This window comes from Lutibaculum baratangense AMV1, assembly GCF_000496075.1.
In the GTDB taxonomy this organism is placed as follows: domain Bacteria; phylum Pseudomonadota; class Alphaproteobacteria; order Rhizobiales; family Tepidamorphaceae; genus Lutibaculum; species Lutibaculum baratangense.
Genome location: NZ_AWXZ01000018.1, coordinates 103,310 through 121,483, shown reverse-complemented (window position 1 = coordinate 121,483; position 18,174 = coordinate 103,310). Strand labels below are relative to the sequence as shown.

Sequence of the window (18,174 nt, the reverse complement as noted above, 5' to 3'; positions counted from 1 at the left end):
AGCGGTTTGCCAAAGCGTAACGTGGCGTGCTTATCAGGACGGGACGACCAACCGATGCAGCTCGCCTTCGGAACGAGACGTATGGCAGCAAGCGATCCGCCACTCGCGGCGGTGACAGACGAGATGGCCGGCCTGATATCGAGGATCGCCGAGAGCCGGGACCGCGAGGCGTTCCAGGCGCTCTTCGTCCACTATGGCCCGCGCGTGAAGGGGCTCCTCCTCCGGAAGGGGGCGGACCCGGACGTCGCCGAGGACCTGATGCAGGAGACGATGCTCGCCGTCTGGAACAAGGCCGCGCTCTACCATCCCGCCCGCGGCTCCGTCGCCACGTGGATCTTCACGATCGCCCGCAACCTGCGGATCGACCGGCTGCGCAAGGAATCCTCGCAGCACTTCGAGGATATCGACGGCATGGAGATCGGGCAGGATTCCGTGTCCCACCTGCCGGCCTCCGTCGCGCAGGACGACCAGGTGATCGCCCGGGAGGAAGGCGCCTACGTGGTCGAGGCGCTCTCCGAGTTGCCGCCGGAGCAGGCGCAGATCCTGCAGCTCGCCTTCGTCGACGACCTGTCGCAGCGCGAGATCGCGGAGCAGCTGAGCCTGCCTCTCGGCACGGTGAAGTCACGCATGCGGCTCGCATACCGCAAGCTCAAGCTGGCCCTGGAGAACCGGCTTTGATCAACCATCACCTCAACGAGGCCACCCTTCTGTTCTACGCCGCCGGCAGTCTCGGCGATGCGCTGTCGCTCGTCGTATCGTCGCACCTGGCGCTCTGTCCCGAGTGCCGGGAGCGCCTCCGCATCGCCCAGCAGGCCGGGGGGCGGTTCTCGAGGCGGTCGAGGCGGCGCCGATGAAGCCAGACGCGCTCGCCCACATGATGGCGCGGCTCGAGCGCAACGACGAACAGGCGCGACAGGCGCCGCAGCCCGTCAGGGCAGAGGCGGAGCCGCGGGACATGCGCCTGCCGGTGCCGCTCGCCCGGCGCCTGAACGTCTCGCATCTGGACGAGATCCGCTGGCGCTGGCTCGCTCCGGGCGTGCACACCCATATCCTCGACACGCCGGAGACGGCGGGCACGCTGCGCCTCCTCAGGATCGGCCCGGGCGTCGCCATGCCGGAGCACGGCCACGGCGGCACGGAGCTGACGCTCGTTCTGTCCGGCTCCTATGCCGACGAGACCGGCCGGTACGGCGCCGGAGACATCGCCGATCTGGACGAGGACGCGGAGCACTCGCCGAAGGTCGACAGCGACGACGACTGCATCTGCCTCATCGCCACCGAGGCGCCGACGCGGTTCAAGGGCGTCTTCGGCCGGCTTGTGCAGCGCTATGTCGGCTTCTGAGGTCGGCGGCGTCACCAGCCGCCGCCGCCACCTCCCCCGCTTCCGCCGCCGCTGAACCCGCCACCCCCGCTTCCCGACGACGACTGGGTGACGCTCGCGGCCGCAATCGCGCTCGCCATCGTCGGGCCGATGCGGCCGATCTCCCTGACATTCGTGAAGCCGCGCCCGCCACGGCCGCGATACCAACCCGGCCGCATGTAGGGATCGCGCTCGGGGTCGGCCGCCTGGGCGGCGGCGATCTCCGCCCGGAACTGGTTCGTCCACGCCGTCTCCACCCCGAGCGCCAGCGCGTAGGGCAGAAGCTCATGGAAGTGCTCGGGCGTCTTGTCCGGCGGGTTGTGGAACTTCAGCCGGTCCGCCTCCGCCACGGTGAGGTAGAGCCTCGTGCCCTCGATCTCGTCGAGCGCCCCGCGACCGATCGCCGTCGGGGCCTTGAGGAGGAAGAAGAACATGAGGTTCATCCCGAGGATGAAGGCGATCAGCAGTCCCGGCAGTATCCCGACCGAGAAGATGTCGAAGACGAAGGCGCCGCCGATCGTCACGAAGGAGGACAGCACGATCGTGAGGACGGCGACGGGGATCGCCATCAGGGCGAGCCGCAGGTACTCGCCACCCCGAACGGCCTGCCAGGCGTCGCGGACGACGCGGAAGAACGCGTTGGCGAAGAAGCCGGCGACGAGGATCGGCATGCCGGCCGCGGCGATGACGGCCGCACCCACCGGGGAGATCAGGACGACGAGCACGATGCCGGCGAGGGTGATCGCCGCGCCGCCGGCGAACCACAGGTAGTTCCGGTTGAAGTAGACGCGGTTGAACGTGCGGTCGAGATGGCTCTTCAGGGCCGCTGTCGCCGCCCGGATGCGGCTTCGCTGGGCCTTCTCGACCGTCACCTCGTCGCCGGAGAGAAAGAGCGCCGACAGGAGCGCCTGCTCGCCGTCGGAGACCGGCACCTTCGAGGACGGTGCGTCGTGAACCCGCGTCAGCACCGTGGTGCCGTCGACGTCCTCGATGCGCAGGCGCCCCTTCACGGCGAGCGAGACGAGGGCGGCCGAGACGCATTCGTTGTCGTGGCCCATGCGCTCGATGTAGCGCATCGCCGCCGGCGGCAATGTCGGATGGTAGACCGGAATGATCGTCCCCGCCGGGGGATCACGGCCGACGCGCAGCCAGGCGAAGCCGTAATAGGCCGCGAGGAGAAGCGCGGTGAGAACCGCGACGGCATAGACGCCGTGTCTCTCGAGCCATCCCGCGAGGCGCTGGCTCGCCGACGGCGGCGCGACATGCCCCTTCGGCCAGGACGCCGAGACGGTGATGCCCTCGCCCGGCCGCAGGGCATGCACCGTCGTGAAGACGGGCCTGCCTCGCCCGTCCTCGCCGATGACGGCGTCGGCGCCGCGCGCGCCGAAGCCGCCTGTGTAGACGGAGGTGTCGGTGACGGGCGCCCCCTCGGGCGGCACGACGAGGACGCGCGCCTCGCGGATATCGAAGCCCCACCCATTGCCCGTGGCGTTCCAGTAGAGCTCGTCGTGGTCGGCGAAGTGGCGCACCACGTCCGTCATCCGGTAGGTGATGCGGTAGCGGTAGCGGCCCGGCGCGAGAAGCGTGCCGGCGTCGCCGAGATAGATCCGCACCTCCCCGCCCTGCCGCTCGACCCGGTTCGGCTCGGGCTCTCCGTCCCGGGTCGCCGCGAGAAGCTCGAAGCTGCTGCCGCCGAGGCCGAGCGGCCCGACGCCGCCCAGCGGAATGTCCCTGAAGATGCCGCGCCTGATCTCCCGCCCCAGCGCGTCGACCGTGATGTCCTCCGTCACGGTGACGGAGTTGTCCTCATGGACCTCGACCCGGGAGAAATAGCTCGCGATCTGCTCGCGGCCCTGCGCCAGCGCCGCCGGCGACAGAAGGACGGCGATGAGGATCGCCGCCAGGGAGGCGAGCGACGTGAGGCGCCGCATGCGGGCCTGCCTCAGCGCTGGAACGAGACGGGGACGGGCCTCGAGGCCGCCGTCGCCTCGCTCTCGTCGAGCTCGAAGAACTCGCGCTTGCCGAAGCCGAACTGGCGCGCCACGAGGTTCGAGGGAAACTGCTCGACCATCACGTTCAGGTCGCGCACAGAGCCGTTGTAGAAGCGGCGGGACATGTTGATGCGGTTCTCGGTGTCGGTCAGCTCGGCCTGAAGCTGCGAGAAGTTCTGGTTCGCCTTGAGGTCGGGATAGGCCTCGGCGAGCGCGAAGAGCTGCCGCAGCGCTCCCTGCAGGATGTTCTCGCTCCGGGCTTGATGCTCCGGCGAGCCGCTGTCGGCCATCGCCCGGTTGCGCGCCTCCACCACCGCCTGGAGCGTGCCCGCCTCGTGGGCGGCGTAGCCCTTCACCGTCTCGACGAGGTTGGGGATCAGGTCGTATCGCCGCTTCATCTGGACCCGGATGTCCGACCACGCTTCGTCGGTCCGCGTGCGCAGCGTCACGAACCGGTTGTAGGCATAGACGACATAGGCGGCGACGGCCGCCGCCACCACCAGAAGCACCCAAAGCACAGACATCACGCCTCCCCCCGACCTTTCGCGGCGGAAGCTAACCCGCCGCGACCTCGTTTGAAAGCCGCATGTCGGGAGCCCGTGCGGCGATCCGCGATCGCTTTGCGTTCGTAACGAGGGACAGTTCTAGACGAGGAGCCGGCATGAGCAGCGAATGGCGCACGGCCTGGATCACGGGCGCGAGCTCCGGGATCGGCCGGGAGATGGCCCGGCAGCTCGCGACAGGAGGCACCGCCGTCGCGGCCTCGGCACGGGGAGCCGAAAGCCTTCAGGCGCTGTCGGCCGAGACGGCGGGCAAGGCGAAGGCCTATCCGCTCGACGTCGCGGATGCCGAGGCGGTGGCGGCACGTGTCCGCGAGATCGAGGCGGAGATGGGCGAGATCGACCTCGCCGTGCTCTGCGCCGGGGTCTGGAAGCCCTTCCGCATGAGCGAGTGGGAGGTTCAGAACTTCCGGCAGGGGATCGACGTCAACTACATGGGCGTCGTCAACGCGCTCGCGGTCCTCGTGCCGATGATGAAGGGGCGCGGACGCGGCCACATCGCGATCGTCGCCTCGATCGCCGGCTATGTCGGCCTCATCAAGGCGGAGACCTACGGCCCGACGAAGGCGGCGCTGATCAACCTGGCGGAGGCGCTGCGCACGGAGCTCCACGGGACGGGCGTCACGGTCAGCGTCGTCAATCCGGGCTTCGTCGACACGCCGATGACGAAGGACAACACCTTTCCGATGCCCTTCCTCCTGCCGGTCGAGACGGCCGCGAGACGGGCTCTCGACGGGTTGCGGACGAAGCGCTTCGAGATCGTGTTCCCGCGCCGGCTCGCCTACACGCTGAAGCTGATGCGCATCCTGCCCTATCCCCTCTTTTTCTGGATCATGCAGAGAACGGTGGCCCGACGCCAATGACAGACCGCGAGATCGTCGAGCGCTACGGCAGGACGCTGGAGACGCTCGCCCCCGACACGATCGCCGACCTGACCGCGATGTGCGAGCGCGACGTGCACTTCGTCGATCCCTTCAACGAGGTGCGCGGGCGCGAGGGCATGGCCCATGTCTTCCACGACATGTTCGAGAAGCTCGACGAGGTCGGGTTCGAGGTGGAGGAGATCGTCGGCGGGGGGCGCATCTACGCCCTGCGCTTCACGTTCACGGCCGCGGGCAAGATGATCGGTCGCGTGTCCGTTCCCGGCATGACCTATGTCCGCCTGTCCGAGAAGGGCCTCGTCGAGGAGCACGTGGACTTCTGGGACGGCGGGGTGCTCTACGAGCACATGCCCGTGCTTGGACGGGCCGTGCGTGCCGTGAAGAAGCGCATCGCCGCCTGAGCAGACGGTATTCGGAAGTTGCAATCTGAGCGGGCACTAAAAAAACCGTTCGGTCAGTCGCTTGTGGAAATTCCCATGACCGCCCGCGCCGCTATCGCGATAGCTGGTCCAAACGCTCCCGCATGTCGGGCACTGCCAGAAAGAGTAGGTTGTGCGATCATACCCGCGTCCGACCCGGGACTCGATTATGACAGTGTCGCCAATCGAAACTAGATCTGCAGGTTTGCTCGCAGAGCATTTTTCACAGGAACCAGAACTATTCATCCTTTACTCCTTGCTGCATGCTGGTATGTAATTCTACCCTACACCCAGAAGCACCACCGTGCGGGATGCCGAATTCGTTACTCAAACTAGAACCACAAATTGAAACTGGACGTGATCATGCTCAAACACAACTATTTTTCGCACGACGGTCGTGATCTGGAGGTTCGTGCTGTAACTGATGCCAATGAGATTGCGGTGCGCGTGTATGAGGATGGGAAGGTCGCGACAATGTTCAGTTACCGCGTCTCCATTGAGACGAAATTCGACGCAAGTGTCCAAGGGTTCCCAATCGACGTTATCGGTAACTTGATGCACCTCGCTGAGACGGACGTGACCGAAGGGCGCGTCCGCCTGCTAGAGCAGTCAAACTAAAAGACTAAGCGGCGGCCTCAGGCCTTCACGAGCCGGTAGATCCCGACGTCGATGACCTTCTCCGCGAACCCCGCCTCGCAGTAGGAGAGGTAGTACTCCCACTTGCGGCGGAAGGTCTCGTCGAAGCCGAGCTTCGAGATCTCCGGCCATGCGGCCTCGAAGCGCGAGCGCCATTCCTGCAGCGTCCGGACGTAGGACTGGCCGAACGTGTCGACGCCATCCACGGCCAGCCCGGCCTTGCGCGCCTCCTCGGCGATGATCGTCTTCGTCGGCAGCATGCCGCCCGGAAAGATGTAGCGCTGGATGAAGTCGACGCCCTGGCGATAGCCCTCGAAGAACGGCTCGCCGATGGTGATCGCCTGGATGGCCACCGTCCCGCGGGTCTTCAGGCGATCGGACAGGGTGCGGAAATAGGTCGGCCAGTGCGCCTCGCCGACCGCCTCGATCATCTCGATCGACACGATCCTGTCGAACGTGCCGGCGGTGTCGCGGTAGTCGCGGAGCTCGAGCCGGGCTCGCCCGTCGAGGCCCGCTTTCGACAGCCGCGCCTGCGCGTAGGAGAGCTGCGCCGGCGACAGGGTGATTCCCCGGACATGCGTGTCGTGCTCGCCCGCCGCGGTCTCGGCGAACCCGCCCCAGCCGCAGCCGATCTCGAGCACCCGATCCCCTGCGCGAAGATCCGCCGCCTCGGCGATGCGGCGATACTTCTCCCGCTGCGCCGTCTCCAGATCGTTCGCGCCGTCCTCGAAATAGGCGCTCGAATAGGTCATGCCGGGGTCGAGCCACCGCGCGTAGAACTCGTTCGACAGGTCGTAGTGCGCCTCGATGTTGCGCCGTGCCTGGCGCTTCGAGTTGTCCCGCATCAGGTGGTAGAGGCGGTCGGGCAGGCGCACCCGGAAGATGCCGCGCCCCAGCGCCTCGAACCGCGCCTCGTTGCGCAGGAAGAAGCGCAGAAGGGTAGTGAGATCGTCGGCCTCGATGTCGCGGTCGATATAGGACTGGGCGAAGCCGATCTGTCCGCGCCGAACTCCGTTGAAGAGCGGCTTCAGCGACCGGAAGGCGACCGCGGCCTCGAGGTCCGGCTCGCCCTCGAAACGGAAGCGACGCCCGTCCGGCACCTCGATGTCGAGCCGGCCGCGCGGCGTGAAGTCGCCGAGGTAGCGGCCGGCCGCCGCGACGACCGCCGCCGTGGCGAGGCGCGACAGCGACCCCAGCGCCCGCGGCTCGCCGTTCCCGATCGCCCGCATCGTCACGCCTGCGGCTCCCCGATGGCGGCGGTTGCCTCCGGCGGTTCGCCGGCCCGCGGGCGCGGCGTCAGCCGAAGCCCCTTCCGCCACAGCTTCAGCGCCTCCCAATGGATCGCCGCCGTCGCCCTGTAGGTCGCGAGCGGGTCGCCGGCGAACGCCCTCACGATCTCGCGGTCGTTCAGGGGCCGCCGGTCGCCGGCGAGATAGGCCGACAGCACGCGGCTCCCGCCCTTCGAGAGCGAGACGGTCAGGCGCAGCTTGTCGCCGGGCGGCATCAGCGTGAAGTCGTAGCGTCCTTCGGCGTCGTTGAACGGCGAGACGTAGAGCGACTTCCCGCACGCCTGCTCGCGGCGAAAGCCGGCGCCCTGCCCGACCGGCAGCACGTAGTGGCGGCGCTCGCCGAACGTGTTCGAGACCTCGTAGATCATCAGCCGCAGGACGCCATCGTCGCCATAGCCGTAATAGGTCGTGAGCGGGTTGAAGACATAGCCGAAGGTTCGCGGCATCGAGAGCATCATCAGCCGCCTCACCGGAGCCTCGACCCGGACGCCCTCGACCAGCCGCCAGACGCGTGCCGCGAGGCTCCCCTCGCCCGCCGGCCCGTGGTCCCGGTCGCGCAGCACGAAGAGGCCGCGGCGCCGCCCGAAAAAGGCGAGTTCCCGCGCCGCCTCGTCCAGCCGGTCGATGTCGAGGTACATGTAGGTCGCCCGGTACCGCAGCTCGTGCCCGACCGGCACGAAGCGCCGATGCGTCACGGTCGACCGGTAGATGGCGGCGGCGCCATCGATCATTCGGCTGCCTCCGCAAGCCCCACCCCGTGGCGTGGTCCAGTGTGGATGCGGCCGGACTCGTTGTCGACCCGCCACGGCCGCCGGGCACCGCCGAGTTCCTCGGCGACGGCGAGGCCGCTCTGGATCCCGTCCTCGTGAAACCCGTCCCCGAAATAGCTGCCGCAGAACCAGGTGTGGTTGACCCCCTGCAAGTCCCAGAGCCCTCGGCGGGCCGCAACCGCCGCCGCGTCGAAGACCGGGTGGTGATAGTCGACGACGGCGTGTACCCGCTCCGGCTCGCGCACCGGGTTGAGCGTCACGAACAGGTTCTCGCGCGTCGGCAGGCGCTGCAGCCTGTTCATCCAGTACGTGACGCACGTCTCGGCGTGGTGGTGCTCCTGGTCCGTGACGTAGTTCCAGCTCGCCCAGACCCGGCGCCGCCGCGGCATGAAGCTCGCGTCGCCGTGCAGGTGGGCGCGGTTCAGCGAGTAGCCGAAGGAGCCCAGGAGTTCGCTCTCGAGCGGGCTCGGATCAGCCAGAAGACGAAGCGCCTGGTCGGCATGGCAGGCGAGCACGACCTGGTCGAAGGCGGAGACATGTCCGCTGGCGTCCGCGACATGCGCGAGGCCGCCGGCACGCCACACACGCACGACCGGCGTTCCCGCCCGGCGCTCGATCCGCACATCCTCGAGGACGCGCCGCACATATTCGCGCGAGCCCCCCGACACGGTCCGCCAGACCGGGCGGCCGACGAGCTTGAGGAGGCCGTGATTGTCGAAGAAGCGCAGGAAGGCCGCGGCCGGGTAGTCGAGCATGCGCGCGACCGGCGTCGACCAGATCGCCGCGCCCATCGGCAGCAGATGGCGGTCGACGAAGCGCTCCGAGAAGCCCCGGGCCGTCAGGTACTCGCCGAGCGTCTGCGCCTCGTCGGCCGGCTCGCGCTCCCGCCCCTCGCGGAAGAAGCGGAGGATGTCGAACAGGAGCGTCCAGTGCTCGGGACGCGTGAGGTTCCCCCACTGTCCGAAGAAGGCCCCGAGGCTTCCTGCATATTCGTAGGCGCCGCCGCCGAAGGAGACCGCGAAGCTCATCTCGCTCGGCTCCGTCTCGACGTCGAGGTGCCGGAACAGCGCCGAGAGGTTCGGATAGCTCGGCTCGTTGTAGACGATGAACCCGGTATCCACCGCCACGCCGCCATCGCGCGTCGCGACCTCGAGCGTGTTCGAATGGCCGCCGAAGCGCCCCTCCTGCTCGAAGAGCGTCACGCGGACGCTGCGGGACAGCAGCCAAGCGGCGGAGAGGCCCGAGATTCCGGAGCCGATCACGGCGACGCGCATGTGGGAGTTGGCCCTCCGGCCTCGGTTGGGGACATCCGTAGGTGGGTGTCTACGGCGGGCCGGACAGGCCGGATCACCTGAGGCGTCTGCCGCCTTGCTCAGGCGGCGCTCCAGCCCTCTCCCGGCGCGCGCGCCAGCAACTGCCTCACGCTTTCGCGCAGGCCGTCGAGCTTCACGCCCAGATCGTGCCTCTCGAGCGTGAGTGCCGTGTCGACGGCGGCGGCGAGCCGCGACGGCGACAGGTTGAACTCCTCCACCGCGATCGCCGCGCCGGCCCGCGCGAGCGCCGCGGCGCGCAGCGTCTGCTCCGTCTCGCCGCCCCGCGCGAAGGGCACGAGGACGCCGGGGCAACCGCTGGCAAGGAGGTCCGCGACGGTGTTGTAGCCGGCCTGGCTGACCGACAGCCGCGCCCGCTTCAGGAGGTTCGGAAAGTCCCGCCGCGCCCGCTCGACAACGACGCCCGGAGGTGCCTCGCTCGCCAGCCGGCTCAGCATGAGGTCGTCCATGTCGTTCCCGATCAGGAGCCGCCAGCGCAGGTCGCGCGCGCCGCTGAGCGGCCTCGCCTTGAGAGCCGTCGTCAACAGGAGGTCGCCCACGGCCCCGCTGCCGCACGAAACGAGGATCTCTCCCGCGCCGTCGGGTCCCGCCGTGCTCGGCGCATCCTCGCCGAGATGGACGTAGCCGGTGTAGAGGAGCCCGTCCTCGATCTCGCCGGCGGCGTCGAAGCTCGCCTTGAACGGCAGGAAGCGCGGGTCGCCGTTGACGAGGACGAGGTCGATCCCGTTGCGGATCCGCTCGATGATACCCGCTTCGACCGAGCCGTCACCTGCGAACGGCACGGCATCGGCGAGCGCGCAGACGACGAGCGGCGGCGCCTCGCGCTGCCGCGCCGCCGCAACCAGGTCGTTGAGCTCGAAGTCGAAGTGGCGCTGCCCGAACGGCCATCCCTCGATCACGAGCAGATCGGGCCGGATGTCTTCGAAGAGGTGCAGAAGGCGCGCCCTGCGGCGCGATCGCCAGCGGTCGTCGATCACCGTGCCGCGATCGTCGACGACCGCAGATGCGAGGGCGTTGCGTGCCCGCGCGAACGGAAGCTCGACCACCTCGTAGGTCCCGTCGCGGGCGAAGGGCGGAAGCCGGCTCCCCGTCGCCAGCACCGTCTCGACGCCGGCTTCGGACAGCGCCGCCGCAAGGCCCGCCATGCGCACCGCCTGGCCGCTGCCCAGGAGATGCTGAACGTAGATGAGAGCCTTCATCGGGCCGCCGCACTCCTCCAAGCATAGGCTGGGCGGCCGCGGCCCCTCGCACCCGGCGTGCCGTCCCCGAGAGGCCGGTTTGCCCGTCTGCGCCGCACCCAACCCCCTGACAGAACGAAAGGCGAACTGAAGCAGTTCCGCTCCGGCCGCCACCGTCCGGCCACCTCTCTTCCGAATAGTGGCTCGCGGTCGAAAAGCCGACTCTGTTAAGGTACTCAACCCATGATCAACGCAGGGAAAACACACGATGTGGCGGTTACGCACCATTCTCACCTGCACGTCGCTCGTGCTCCTTCTGCCGGGCACCGCCCCCGCGCAGGAGGCGCCGCGGCCGGGTGACATCGCGCGCGGCGAGGCGCTCGCCGAGGAGATGTGCTCGCGCTGCCACGCGATCGGGTTGGAGGGAGAGAGCCCGCTCGCCGACGCGCCCCCGTTCCGCGAGGTGGTCACGCGCTACCCCGTCGAGCACCTTCAGGAAGCGCTGGCCGAGGGCATCGTCGTGGCGCATGACGCCCCGATGCCCGAGTTCGAGCTTCCCCCGGAGGAGATCGACGATCTCCTCGCCTATCTGGGCCAGCTCGAGCGCCGGTGATGGGAGCGCTCGCGATACCGATCGATGGCCGGCAGTCGGAGACGGCCCTCCTGGTCCAGCGCGGCGTGGGCAGGCTCATGCGAAGCCTCGGACATGCGGTGTTGACGGAGATGCCGCTCGCCTCCGGGCGCCGCGCCGATCTCGTCGCGCTGGCCGCGGACGGCTCGATCTGGATCGTGGAGATCAAGTCCTGCGTCGCCGACTACCGCAGCGACCGCAAATGGCCCGCCTACCGCCGGCACTGCGACCGGCTGTTCTTCGCCTGCACGCACGAGGTGCCGCGGGAGATCTTCGCGGAAGACGCCGGGCTCATCGTGGCCGACGCCTTCGGGGCGGGCATCGTGCGCGAGGCGCCCGAGCACCGGATGGCGCCCGCGACGAGACGGGCGATGACGCTGCGCTTCGGAAGGCTCGCGGCCGCCCGGCTGCACGGGCTGCACGACCCCGGCTCGGGCTTCGGCGAGATCGAATGACCCTATTTCGGCGCGCGCTTCGCCAGGATCCGCTGCAGCGTCCGTCGGTGCATGTTGAGCCGCCGGGCCGTCTCCGAGACGTTGCGGTCGCAAAGCTCGTAGACCCGCTGGATGTGCTCCCAGCGCACCCGGTCGGCCGACATCGGGTTCTCCGGCGCCTCGGGCCGCCCGTCGGGACCGGCGAAGAGCGCGGCGCAGATCTCGTCGGCGTCGGCGGGCTTGGCGAGGTAATCGACCGCCCCGAGCTTCACCGCGCTGACGGCGGTGGTGATGTTGCCGTAGCCGGTGAGGATGATCGCCTTCGCCTCCGGGCGCTTCTCCTTCAGCTCGCGCAGCACGTCGAGCCCGCTGCCGTCCTCGAGCCGCATGTCGACCACGGCGAAGGCCGGCGGCGCCCGATCGACCGCGGCCGCGCCCTCGGCCACCGTCTCCGCTTCCGTCACATCGAAGCCGCGTTTCTCCAGGGCCCGGGCGAGGCGACTGCGGAACGGCCGGTCGTCGTCCAGGATCAGGATCGAGCGATCGTCGAGAGACCTGATCTTGTCCTCGAAAGTGTCGGTCATCACGTCCATGTCCGCTGTTACGTCACCCCTCCGACGTCGGATCTCGGTAGGGCCCGACGCGCATCGGCGCCCGCGCGTAGCCTTCCGTCTCATCTCCTTCGAACACGGGGCGCCGCCAAGTCAAGGAAATGCGTGCGCCCCCCTCCGGATCGTTCGCCACCGCCACCTGGGCACCGTTGCGTTGGAGCAGCGTCTTCGCGATGAACAGGCCGAGGCCGAGACCGCTTTCGAGCGCATCGCCGCGTCGCCGCCGCGTCGTCACGTAGGGCTCGCCCGCCTTGTCCAGCACCTCCGGCGCGAAGCCCGGACCGTCGTCGACGATCTCGATCGCCACCTCGACGCGCGTCCACCGGGCGACGAGCCTCACCTTCTGCCGCGCGAAGTCGGCGGCATTCTCGACGAGGTTGCCGAGGCCGTGCAGCATCGCGGGATTGCGCGGGCAGGTCGGCTCCGGCGCCTCGCCGTCGAGCTCGATCTCGATCGCGCGCATCGCGCGGTGGGGCGTGGCCACCTCGTCGAGAAGCTCGTGCAGGGTCAGCCGGGCGAGCGGTCCGGCGGGCGTCGAGCCGAGCGAGCCGAGTTCGCGCAGGATGCCCCGGCAGCGCTCGACCTGCTGCCGGAGGAGGCGGATGTCCTCGGCCTGCGGCCCGTCTTGCGGCAGATCCCGCTCGAGCTCGCGGGCGACGAGCGCGATCGTCGCCAGCGGCGTGCCGAGCTCGTGGGCCGCGGCGGCCGCAAGGCCGTCGAGCGCGGAGAGATGCTGCTCGCGCGCCAGGACGAGCTCGACCGCCGCCAGCGCGTCGACCGTCTGCCGGCTCTCGGCGGCGACACGGAAGACATAGGTGACCATGAAGGCGAGCCCGCAGGCGAGCGCCAGCCAGATGCCCGCGATGTAGAGCGGCGGCAGCGGCGGCGCGTCGCCCTGCGCCCATGGCAGGGGCAGATGGAAGATCGCGACGATCGACGCGATGGTCAGAGCGAGGACGCCGAGCAGCACGGTGTTCAGGAGCGGCAGCGCGCCGGCCGAGACGACGACGGGGACGAGGAAGAGGATCGCGAAGGGATTGACCAGCCCTCCGGTCAGCGACAGCAGGAAGCCGAGCTGGAGGAGGTCGTAGGCGAGCTGCGCCGTCGCCGAGTTGTCGGAGAGCTCGTGCCCCGAGGGATAGCGGATCCTGAGGAAGAGGTTGAGCCACGCCGAAAGCGCGATCGGCGCGAAACAGAGGCCGATCGGCAGGTTGTAGCCGAGCACCGAATAGACGAAGAGGACGGCGGCCGACTGGCCGAGCACGGCGATCCAGCGCAGCCGGACGAGCGTGCGCATGCGCAGCCGGGCGGCACCGAGCGCGAAATCCTCAGGAAGGCTTGTTTCCCACGACATGGCCGCCGGTTTGCGCCGACGCGAGACGCCCGTCAATCATGGTGAGGACTTGCCGCCCCGCCCGTTGCACCGAAACCTATCTTCGCTCAGCGCCGTTCTCTTTCATATCGAGAACGAAGCCGCTTGACGCGCCAGAGCCGCGCTCGAGCCGAAGACAGAAGGTGATGTGACATGATGGAAGGCCAGATTCTGTGGGCGGTTGTCGGGATTGGCGTCATTATTATGGGAATCGTGATCGCTTACGGCATGATGCGCAATCGCCGGCGCTCGCCGGAGCTTCACCAGAAGAGCGAAGAGGCCACCCGGCGCCTTTACCGGGAAGAAAGCCGCTGACGCTATTGTGAAGGCTGCCTTGTATTCTCGCAGGCGCATGCATAGCCTGTTGCATTGCGTCAATGGGCGCGAGACGGCGTCCCGCCGTCCGCGGCAACCGGAGGGCGGCCCTTGGTGGATATCACCTCACCCTATCACTGGTACGAGTTCACCCATGCGGCGCTGAGTCCGGCGCGTATATTCGCGGACGCGACGCGCCTGTTCTACAGGAACCCGCTCAACCCGCTGTCGCAGACGCCTCTGGGCAAGAACCTGACGGCCTCGCTCGAGGTCTTCGAGCGCGTGACTCGCCGCTACGGCAAGCCCGAGTTCGGACTCGATTCGACTTTCACGGGCGCCGCGCGGGTCAAGGTGCGCGAGGAGGTCGTCTGGGAGCGGCCGTTCTGCCGGCTCGTTCACTTCGAGAAGGCGCTCGGCGCCCGCGCCAAGCCGGGGCCGAAGGTGGTCGTGGTCGCCCCGATGTCCGGCCACTACGCGACGCTGCTGCGTGGCACCGTGGAAGCCTTCCTGCCGGATCACGACGTCTACATCACGGACTGGGCCGACGCCCGGATGGTGCCGCTCGCCGACGGCCGCTTCGACCTCGACGACTATATCGACTACCTCATCAACATATTCCACTTCCTGGGCGGCGACTGCCATGTCGTGGCGGTCTGCCAGCCGTCGGTGCCGGTGCTGGCGGCGGTCGCGGCGATGGAATCGCGTGAGGATCCGTACGTCCCGCGCACGATGACGCTGATGGGCGGACCGATCGACACGCGCGAGAACCCGACCGCCGTCAACGAGCTCGCCGCGAGCCACGACATCGACTGGTTCCGCCGCAACGTCATCATGCGGGTGCCGTTTCCGCACCCCGGCATGATGCGCGAGGTCTACCCGGGCTTCCTGCAGCTGTCGGGGTTCATGAGCATGAATCTCGACCGTCACGTCACCGCCCACCGGGATCTCTTCCGGCACCTCGTCGACGGCGACGGCGATTCCGCCGACAAGCACCGGGAGTTCTACGACGAGTACCTCGCCGTGATGGACCTGACGGCGGAGTTCTACCTCCAGACGGTCGAGACCGTGTTCATCGAGCACGCGCTTCCGAAGGGAGAGATGTACCACCGCGGCGACCGCATCGACTGCTCCAGGGTCAGGAACGTCGCCCTTCTCACCGTCGAAGGCGAGCGCGACGACATCTCCGGGCTCGGCCAGACGAAGGCCGCGCACAAGCTGTGCACGAACCTGCCGGACGAGATGAAGATGCACTACGTGCAGCCGCGCGTCGGTCATTACGGCGTCTTCAACGGCTCCCGGTTCAGGTCGGAGATCGTGCCGCGGATCGCAGACTTCATGCGCTCCCATCAGGCGATGGCGGAAGCGGCGCGACAGAAGCGGGCGGAGCCGCAGGCTCCGGCCCTCGCGGAAGACGTGACCGCCGCACCGCAAGGGACGCTCGGCTTCCACGTCAGTCGCGGCCTTCTGCTCGACGAGCCGCAGGGTGCAGCCGACGACCTGACCCGGATCAGGGGCATCGGCGAGCGCATATCCACCCGCCTCAACGACCACGGGATCTTTCACTTCTGGCAGATCGCCGAGCTCGACGACGCGACGACCCGAAGCATCGAGGCGGCTCTCGGCATGCCGGGCAAGATAGACCGCGACAAGTGGGTCGAGCAGGCGCAGGCATTGGCAGCCGAGAACGCGGGCTGACGCCCGCCTTCTTGGCTGCTCCCGGTTCGCTCAGGCGGCGAGGGCCGTTCCCTCCGGCGGCTCCGGCGACCTCCTCGCGAAGGCGAGCGCCTCCACGACCTCGGTCGCGCCCGCGAAGCTCGCCTCACCGAACAGGCGCTCGCTCATGGCGAGCGTCTCCTCGTCGAAGATCCGCCAGAAGTCTGGCGCGTCCGCATACCGGCGCCAACGCCCGGCCAACGCCATGTGCTCGGGCCGCCCGTCGAACGCCGTGCCGTCGAACGAGCTGCCGCCGGCGCAGTCCGGCACCTCGTTCGCGCCTTGGTCCGTGAACGCGATCCCGAGCGCGTGGGCCAGGTCGCGGCGATACGTGCGATCGACGGCCCAGCGATTGTAGAGCACGACGCGCAGGCCGGCCGGCCGCGCGCTCCCGCCCCCCAGCGCGGCGCGGGCGTGCTGCTTCCACATGCGCTGCGCGACGTGGCTCGACAGGTCGCAGCCCATGCGGATCCGGCTCGCGAACAGGTTGAACGGATCGCGCAACACCAGAAGGCGGACGCGACGGCGCGAGGGGCCGACCCAACGGTCGTGCTCCTGGTTCAGCTGCGTGCTGAAGGCGTGGCCGAACCAGCTGTCTTCGTAGGTGTGGATCAGCGCCGCCTTTCGCGTCAGGCGGCCCTGTCCCTCCGCCTCGAGGTCGATGCCGGGCTCCGCGCGCCAGGGCCTGCCGGACCCGAGCGGGCGGCAGGTGAGGAAGGGGTTCGTCTTCCCCTCAGCGCAGTTCAGGACGACTTTCGGGTTCTCGGACTGCTGATAGATCCAGTTCGAGATGGCGTGGTTTCCGCTTCGCGACATGCCCAGGATCTGAACCTCGAGCTCGTTCACCGCCTTTCTCCCATCGATTCGCGCATGAAATGCCTGTTCCGGCCGCGGTTGCGGGCGAAACCGTCAGCCCGGGACCATGGACCGGCCACCCTCCAGAAGACAACCGATCCCACACCAGCAGCGGCGAGTCCGGCGCCGCAGCGGCCGATCTTGAACGGCCTCGGGCGACCCCCCATCTCGGTTGGGGGACGCTGACCTTGGGAGACCTGCCTTGAAGCACAACTATCCGATCAAGCCGGCCTGGACGCCGCTCAGCATCGCGCTGATGGTGCTCGGCTTCGTCACCTTCTGGCCGCTCGGCATCGCCATGCTCGCCTGGATCTGCTGGGGCGAGCAGATGGTCGAGTGGTGGGAGAGAAACCGTTCCGGTTTCACGACCGCCCGCATGACCAGGCCCTTCACCGCCTCGGCCTCGACCGGCAACGAGGCCTTCGAGGACTATCGCCGCGGCGAACTGGAGCGGCTCGAGCGGGAGCGCCGTCGCCTCGAGGACGAGGCACACGAGTTCGAGGTCTACATGCGCGAGCTGCGCAAGGCGCGCGACCGCGAAGAGTTCGACCGGTTCATGCGCGAGCGCCGCGAGCGCTCCCGCGGGGCGCAGGGCGAGGTCTCGACGGCGGTCGAGAGCCGCGGAGCCCACGCCTACTGAGGCGGACGCGGAACGCTATCTGAGAATGGGCGCGGAAGGCCTCTTCCGCGCCCATTTCGTTGTGTCCGGGCCGGTCCCATAATGCGCCTCATGCTCGATTCGCTCCGCCGACCACGCTCGTCCCTTCGCTCCGCCTCCGAGGAGGAGACGGTCGAGCTCCAGATCGATGGGCGCATCGTGCGGCTGACGCTCCGCCGGTCTCGGCGCGCAAGGCGGATCAGCCTCTCCGTGCCCGCCGCGACGGGCGTGCCACTCCTGACGGTGCCGGCCGCGGCCAGCATCCGGCACGCGCTCGAGTTCGCGTCGCGCCAGGGCACCTTCCTCGACCGCGCCCTGGCCCGGGTCGGCGACCGCATCCCGATCGACGACGGCGCGACGATCCCGCTGCGCGGTGTGCCGCACAGGCTGCGGCACGCAGGCATCCGTGGGCATGTCAGGATCGTCGGCGGCGATGGCGAGCCGCAGGAAATCCTCGTTCCGGGCGACCCGCGGGCGCTGCCCAGGCGTGCGGCGGGCTGGCTCAAGTCCGAGGCGCGGGTAGACCTCGAGCGCGAGGTCTGCCGGCATTGCGAGACGCTAGGCGTTGCTGCCGGCCGCATCATCCTGCGCGACCCGCGCACGCGCTGGGGATCCTGCAGCTCTCGCGGCGAGCTCTCCTTCTCCTGGCGGCTCATCTTCGCGCCGCCGAGCGTGCTGCGCTACCTCGCGGCCCACGAGGTGGCCCATCTCCGCGAGATGAACCACGGTCCGGCATTCTGGCGGCTCGTGAAGCGGCTCGATCCCGAAACCGACGCTGCCGAAGCCTGGCTGAAGGTGAACGGGCACACGCTTCATCGCTACGTGGTCGCGGGATCGGGGGAGAGAAGTCATGGCTGAGCGGGACGAGCTCGAAGCGCGCTGCGACGCTCTCGAGGAGACCGTCGCGCATCATCAGCAGACGATCGAGGAGCTGAACGAGACGATCACTGCCCAATGGCGGGAGATCGACGCTCTCAAGCGGCATTTCGCCCGGCTGGGCGAGCGCCTGCAGGAGGTGGAGGAAGCGTCTGGCGCGGGCGCTGTCCCGAGCGAGAAGCCGCCCCACTACTGACTGCCTGCCACACCGCCCGATGCGGCCCGAAAGCCACGCCTGTGGACAAGCGTCCCGCACGCGCCGCCGCCAAACCGTTCATTAACGCTGATTTGGCT

22 protein-coding genes are annotated in these 18,174 nt (G+C 68.7%); 13 read left to right on the top strand and 9 right to left on the bottom strand.

All coding sequences use genetic code 11. The features are described 5' to 3' along the window. Positions 1–81: 81 nt before the first annotated feature. Genes N177_RS07640 through N177_RS07635 form a run of 3 tightly spaced genes read left to right on the top strand, consistent with a single transcriptional unit; the run spans position 82 to position 1,342 of the window. The gene (locus N177_RS07640; protein WP_244444248.1) at positions 82–678 is read left to right on the top strand and encodes a sigma-70 family RNA polymerase sigma factor; all 597 of its coding nucleotides are present in this window, start codon (positions 82–84) and stop codon (positions 676–678) included. After that, a complete protein-coding gene (locus N177_RS20545; protein WP_023431713.1) occupies positions 675–854 on the top strand; it encodes a cupin domain-containing protein in 180 nt (59 codons plus the stop codon). The genes N177_RS07640 and N177_RS20545 overlap by 4 nt, the downstream gene beginning before the upstream one ends. Continuing rightward, the gene (locus tag N177_RS07635) at positions 851–1,342 is read left to right on the top strand and encodes a ChrR family anti-sigma-E factor (RefSeq protein ID WP_023431712.1); all 492 of its coding nucleotides are present in this window, start codon (positions 851–853) and stop codon (positions 1,340–1,342) included. Before N177_RS20545 ends, N177_RS07635 begins: the two co-directional genes overlap by 4 nt. A gap of 11 nt (positions 1,343–1,353) precedes the next feature. Here the strand turns inward: N177_RS07635 and N177_RS07630 are convergent, their stop codons facing one another. Both N177_RS07630 and N177_RS07625 read right to left on the bottom strand, forming a co-directional pair. After that, a complete protein-coding gene (locus tag N177_RS07630; protein ID WP_023431711.1) occupies positions 1,354–3,291 on the bottom strand; it encodes a DUF2207 domain-containing protein in 1,938 nt (645 codons plus the stop codon). 11 nt (positions 3,292–3,302) lie between these two features. Further along, positions 3,303–3,875, bottom strand: coding sequence for a LemA family protein (locus tag N177_RS07625; RefSeq protein ID WP_023431710.1), 573 nt, complete (start codon positions 3,873–3,875; stop codon positions 3,303–3,305). Positions 3,876–4,012: 137 nt separating this feature from the next. On the opposite strand from N177_RS07625, the gene N177_RS07620 reads away from it, so the two are divergent. From N177_RS07620 to N177_RS07610, 3 genes are all read left to right on the top strand, one after another. Beyond that, the gene (locus tag N177_RS07620; RefSeq protein WP_023431709.1) at positions 4,013–4,774 is read left to right on the top strand and encodes an SDR family NAD(P)-dependent oxidoreductase; all 762 of its coding nucleotides are present in this window, start codon (positions 4,013–4,015) and stop codon (positions 4,772–4,774) included. Next, on the top strand, positions 4,771–5,193 hold the full coding sequence (locus N177_RS07615; RefSeq protein WP_023431708.1) for a nuclear transport factor 2 family protein: 423 nt from the start codon (positions 4,771–4,773) through the stop codon (positions 5,191–5,193). Before N177_RS07620 ends, N177_RS07615 begins: the two co-directional genes overlap by 4 nt. 381 nt (positions 5,194–5,574) lie before the next feature. Next, positions 5,575–5,829: a hypothetical protein gene (locus N177_RS07610; RefSeq protein ID WP_152527868.1), complete on the top strand. Its 255-nt coding sequence runs from the start codon at positions 5,575–5,577 to the stop codon at positions 5,827–5,829. A gap of 17 nt (positions 5,830–5,846) precedes the next feature. On the opposite strand, the gene N177_RS07605 is transcribed toward N177_RS07610, so the two are convergent. From N177_RS07605 to N177_RS07590, 4 genes are all read right to left on the bottom strand, one after another. Further along, entirely contained in the window at positions 5,847–7,076 is a 1,230-nt protein-coding gene (locus N177_RS07605; protein WP_051402283.1) for an SAM-dependent methyltransferase, read from the bottom strand. 2 nt (positions 7,077–7,078) lie between these two features. Then, positions 7,079–7,867 (bottom strand): DUF1365 domain-containing protein, encoded by a 789-nt coding sequence (locus tag N177_RS07600; protein ID WP_023431706.1) that lies wholly within the window; start codon positions 7,865–7,867, stop codon positions 7,079–7,081. Beyond that, positions 7,864–9,180: an NAD(P)/FAD-dependent oxidoreductase gene (locus N177_RS07595; protein WP_023431705.1), complete on the bottom strand. Its 1,317-nt coding sequence runs from the start codon at positions 9,178–9,180 to the stop codon at positions 7,864–7,866. Before N177_RS07595 ends, N177_RS07600 begins: the two co-directional genes overlap by 4 nt. A gap of 98 nt (positions 9,181–9,278) precedes the next feature. Then, positions 9,279–10,436 (bottom strand): glycosyltransferase family protein, encoded by a 1,158-nt coding sequence (locus tag N177_RS07590; protein WP_023431704.1) that lies wholly within the window; start codon positions 10,434–10,436, stop codon positions 9,279–9,281. A gap of 247 nt (positions 10,437–10,683) precedes the next feature. Here N177_RS07590 and N177_RS07585 point away from each other — a divergent pair, with 247 nt between their 5' ends. Beyond that, positions 10,684–11,028: a c-type cytochrome gene (locus N177_RS07585; RefSeq protein ID WP_023431703.1), complete on the top strand. Its 345-nt coding sequence runs from the start codon at positions 10,684–10,686 to the stop codon at positions 11,026–11,028. Then, on the top strand, positions 11,028–11,501 hold the full coding sequence (locus N177_RS07580; protein ID WP_023431702.1) for an MmcB family DNA repair protein: 474 nt from the start codon (positions 11,028–11,030) through the stop codon (positions 11,499–11,501). The genes N177_RS07585 and N177_RS07580 overlap by 1 nt, the downstream gene beginning before the upstream one ends. Positions 11,502–11,503: 2 nt before the next feature. Here the strand turns inward: N177_RS07580 and N177_RS07575 are convergent, their stop codons facing one another. Beyond that, positions 11,504–12,064, bottom strand: a complete 561-nt coding sequence (locus N177_RS07575; protein WP_051402290.1) for an ActR/PrrA/RegA family redox response regulator transcription factor — start codon at positions 12,062–12,064, stop codon at positions 11,504–11,506. A gap of 22 nt (positions 12,065–12,086) precedes the next feature. After that, positions 12,087–13,445 (bottom strand): ActS/PrrB/RegB family redox-sensitive histidine kinase, encoded by a 1,359-nt coding sequence (locus tag N177_RS07570; RefSeq protein WP_023431700.1) that lies wholly within the window; start codon positions 13,443–13,445, stop codon positions 12,087–12,089. Positions 13,446–13,616: 171 nt separating this feature from the next. Between N177_RS07570 and N177_RS21630 the strand changes: the two genes are divergently transcribed. Further along, positions 13,617–13,778: a hypothetical protein gene (locus N177_RS21630; protein ID WP_023431699.1), complete on the top strand. Its 162-nt coding sequence runs from the start codon at positions 13,617–13,619 to the stop codon at positions 13,776–13,778. Between the two features lie 114 nt (positions 13,779–13,892). After that, positions 13,893–15,473 (top strand): polyhydroxyalkanoate depolymerase, encoded by a 1,581-nt coding sequence (gene phaZ, locus N177_RS07565; RefSeq protein ID WP_023431698.1) that lies wholly within the window; start codon positions 13,893–13,895, stop codon positions 15,471–15,473. A 30-nt stretch (positions 15,474–15,503) separates the two neighbouring features. On the opposite strand, the gene N177_RS07560 is transcribed toward phaZ, so the two are convergent. Further along, entirely contained in the window at positions 15,504–16,337 is an 834-nt protein-coding gene (locus tag N177_RS07560) for a hypothetical protein (protein WP_023431697.1), read from the bottom strand. Positions 16,338–16,602: 265 nt separating this feature from the next. Between N177_RS07560 and N177_RS07555 the strand changes: the two genes are divergently transcribed. The 3 genes from N177_RS07555 (at position 16,603) to N177_RS07545 (ending at position 18,076) form a co-directional block, all read left to right on the top strand. Then, entirely contained in the window at positions 16,603–16,986 is a 384-nt protein-coding gene (locus tag N177_RS07555) for a DUF2852 domain-containing protein (RefSeq protein ID WP_051402288.1), read from the top strand. A gap of 90 nt (positions 16,987–17,076) precedes the next feature. Continuing rightward, on the top strand, positions 17,077–17,862 hold the full coding sequence (locus N177_RS07550; RefSeq protein ID WP_023431695.1) for a M48 family metallopeptidase: 786 nt from the start codon (positions 17,077–17,079) through the stop codon (positions 17,860–17,862). Beyond that, the gene (locus tag N177_RS07545) at positions 17,855–18,076 is read left to right on the top strand and encodes a SlyX family protein (protein ID WP_023431694.1); all 222 of its coding nucleotides are present in this window, start codon (positions 17,855–17,857) and stop codon (positions 18,074–18,076) included. Before N177_RS07550 ends, N177_RS07545 begins: the two co-directional genes overlap by 8 nt. Positions 18,077–18,174: the final 98 nt, after the last annotated feature.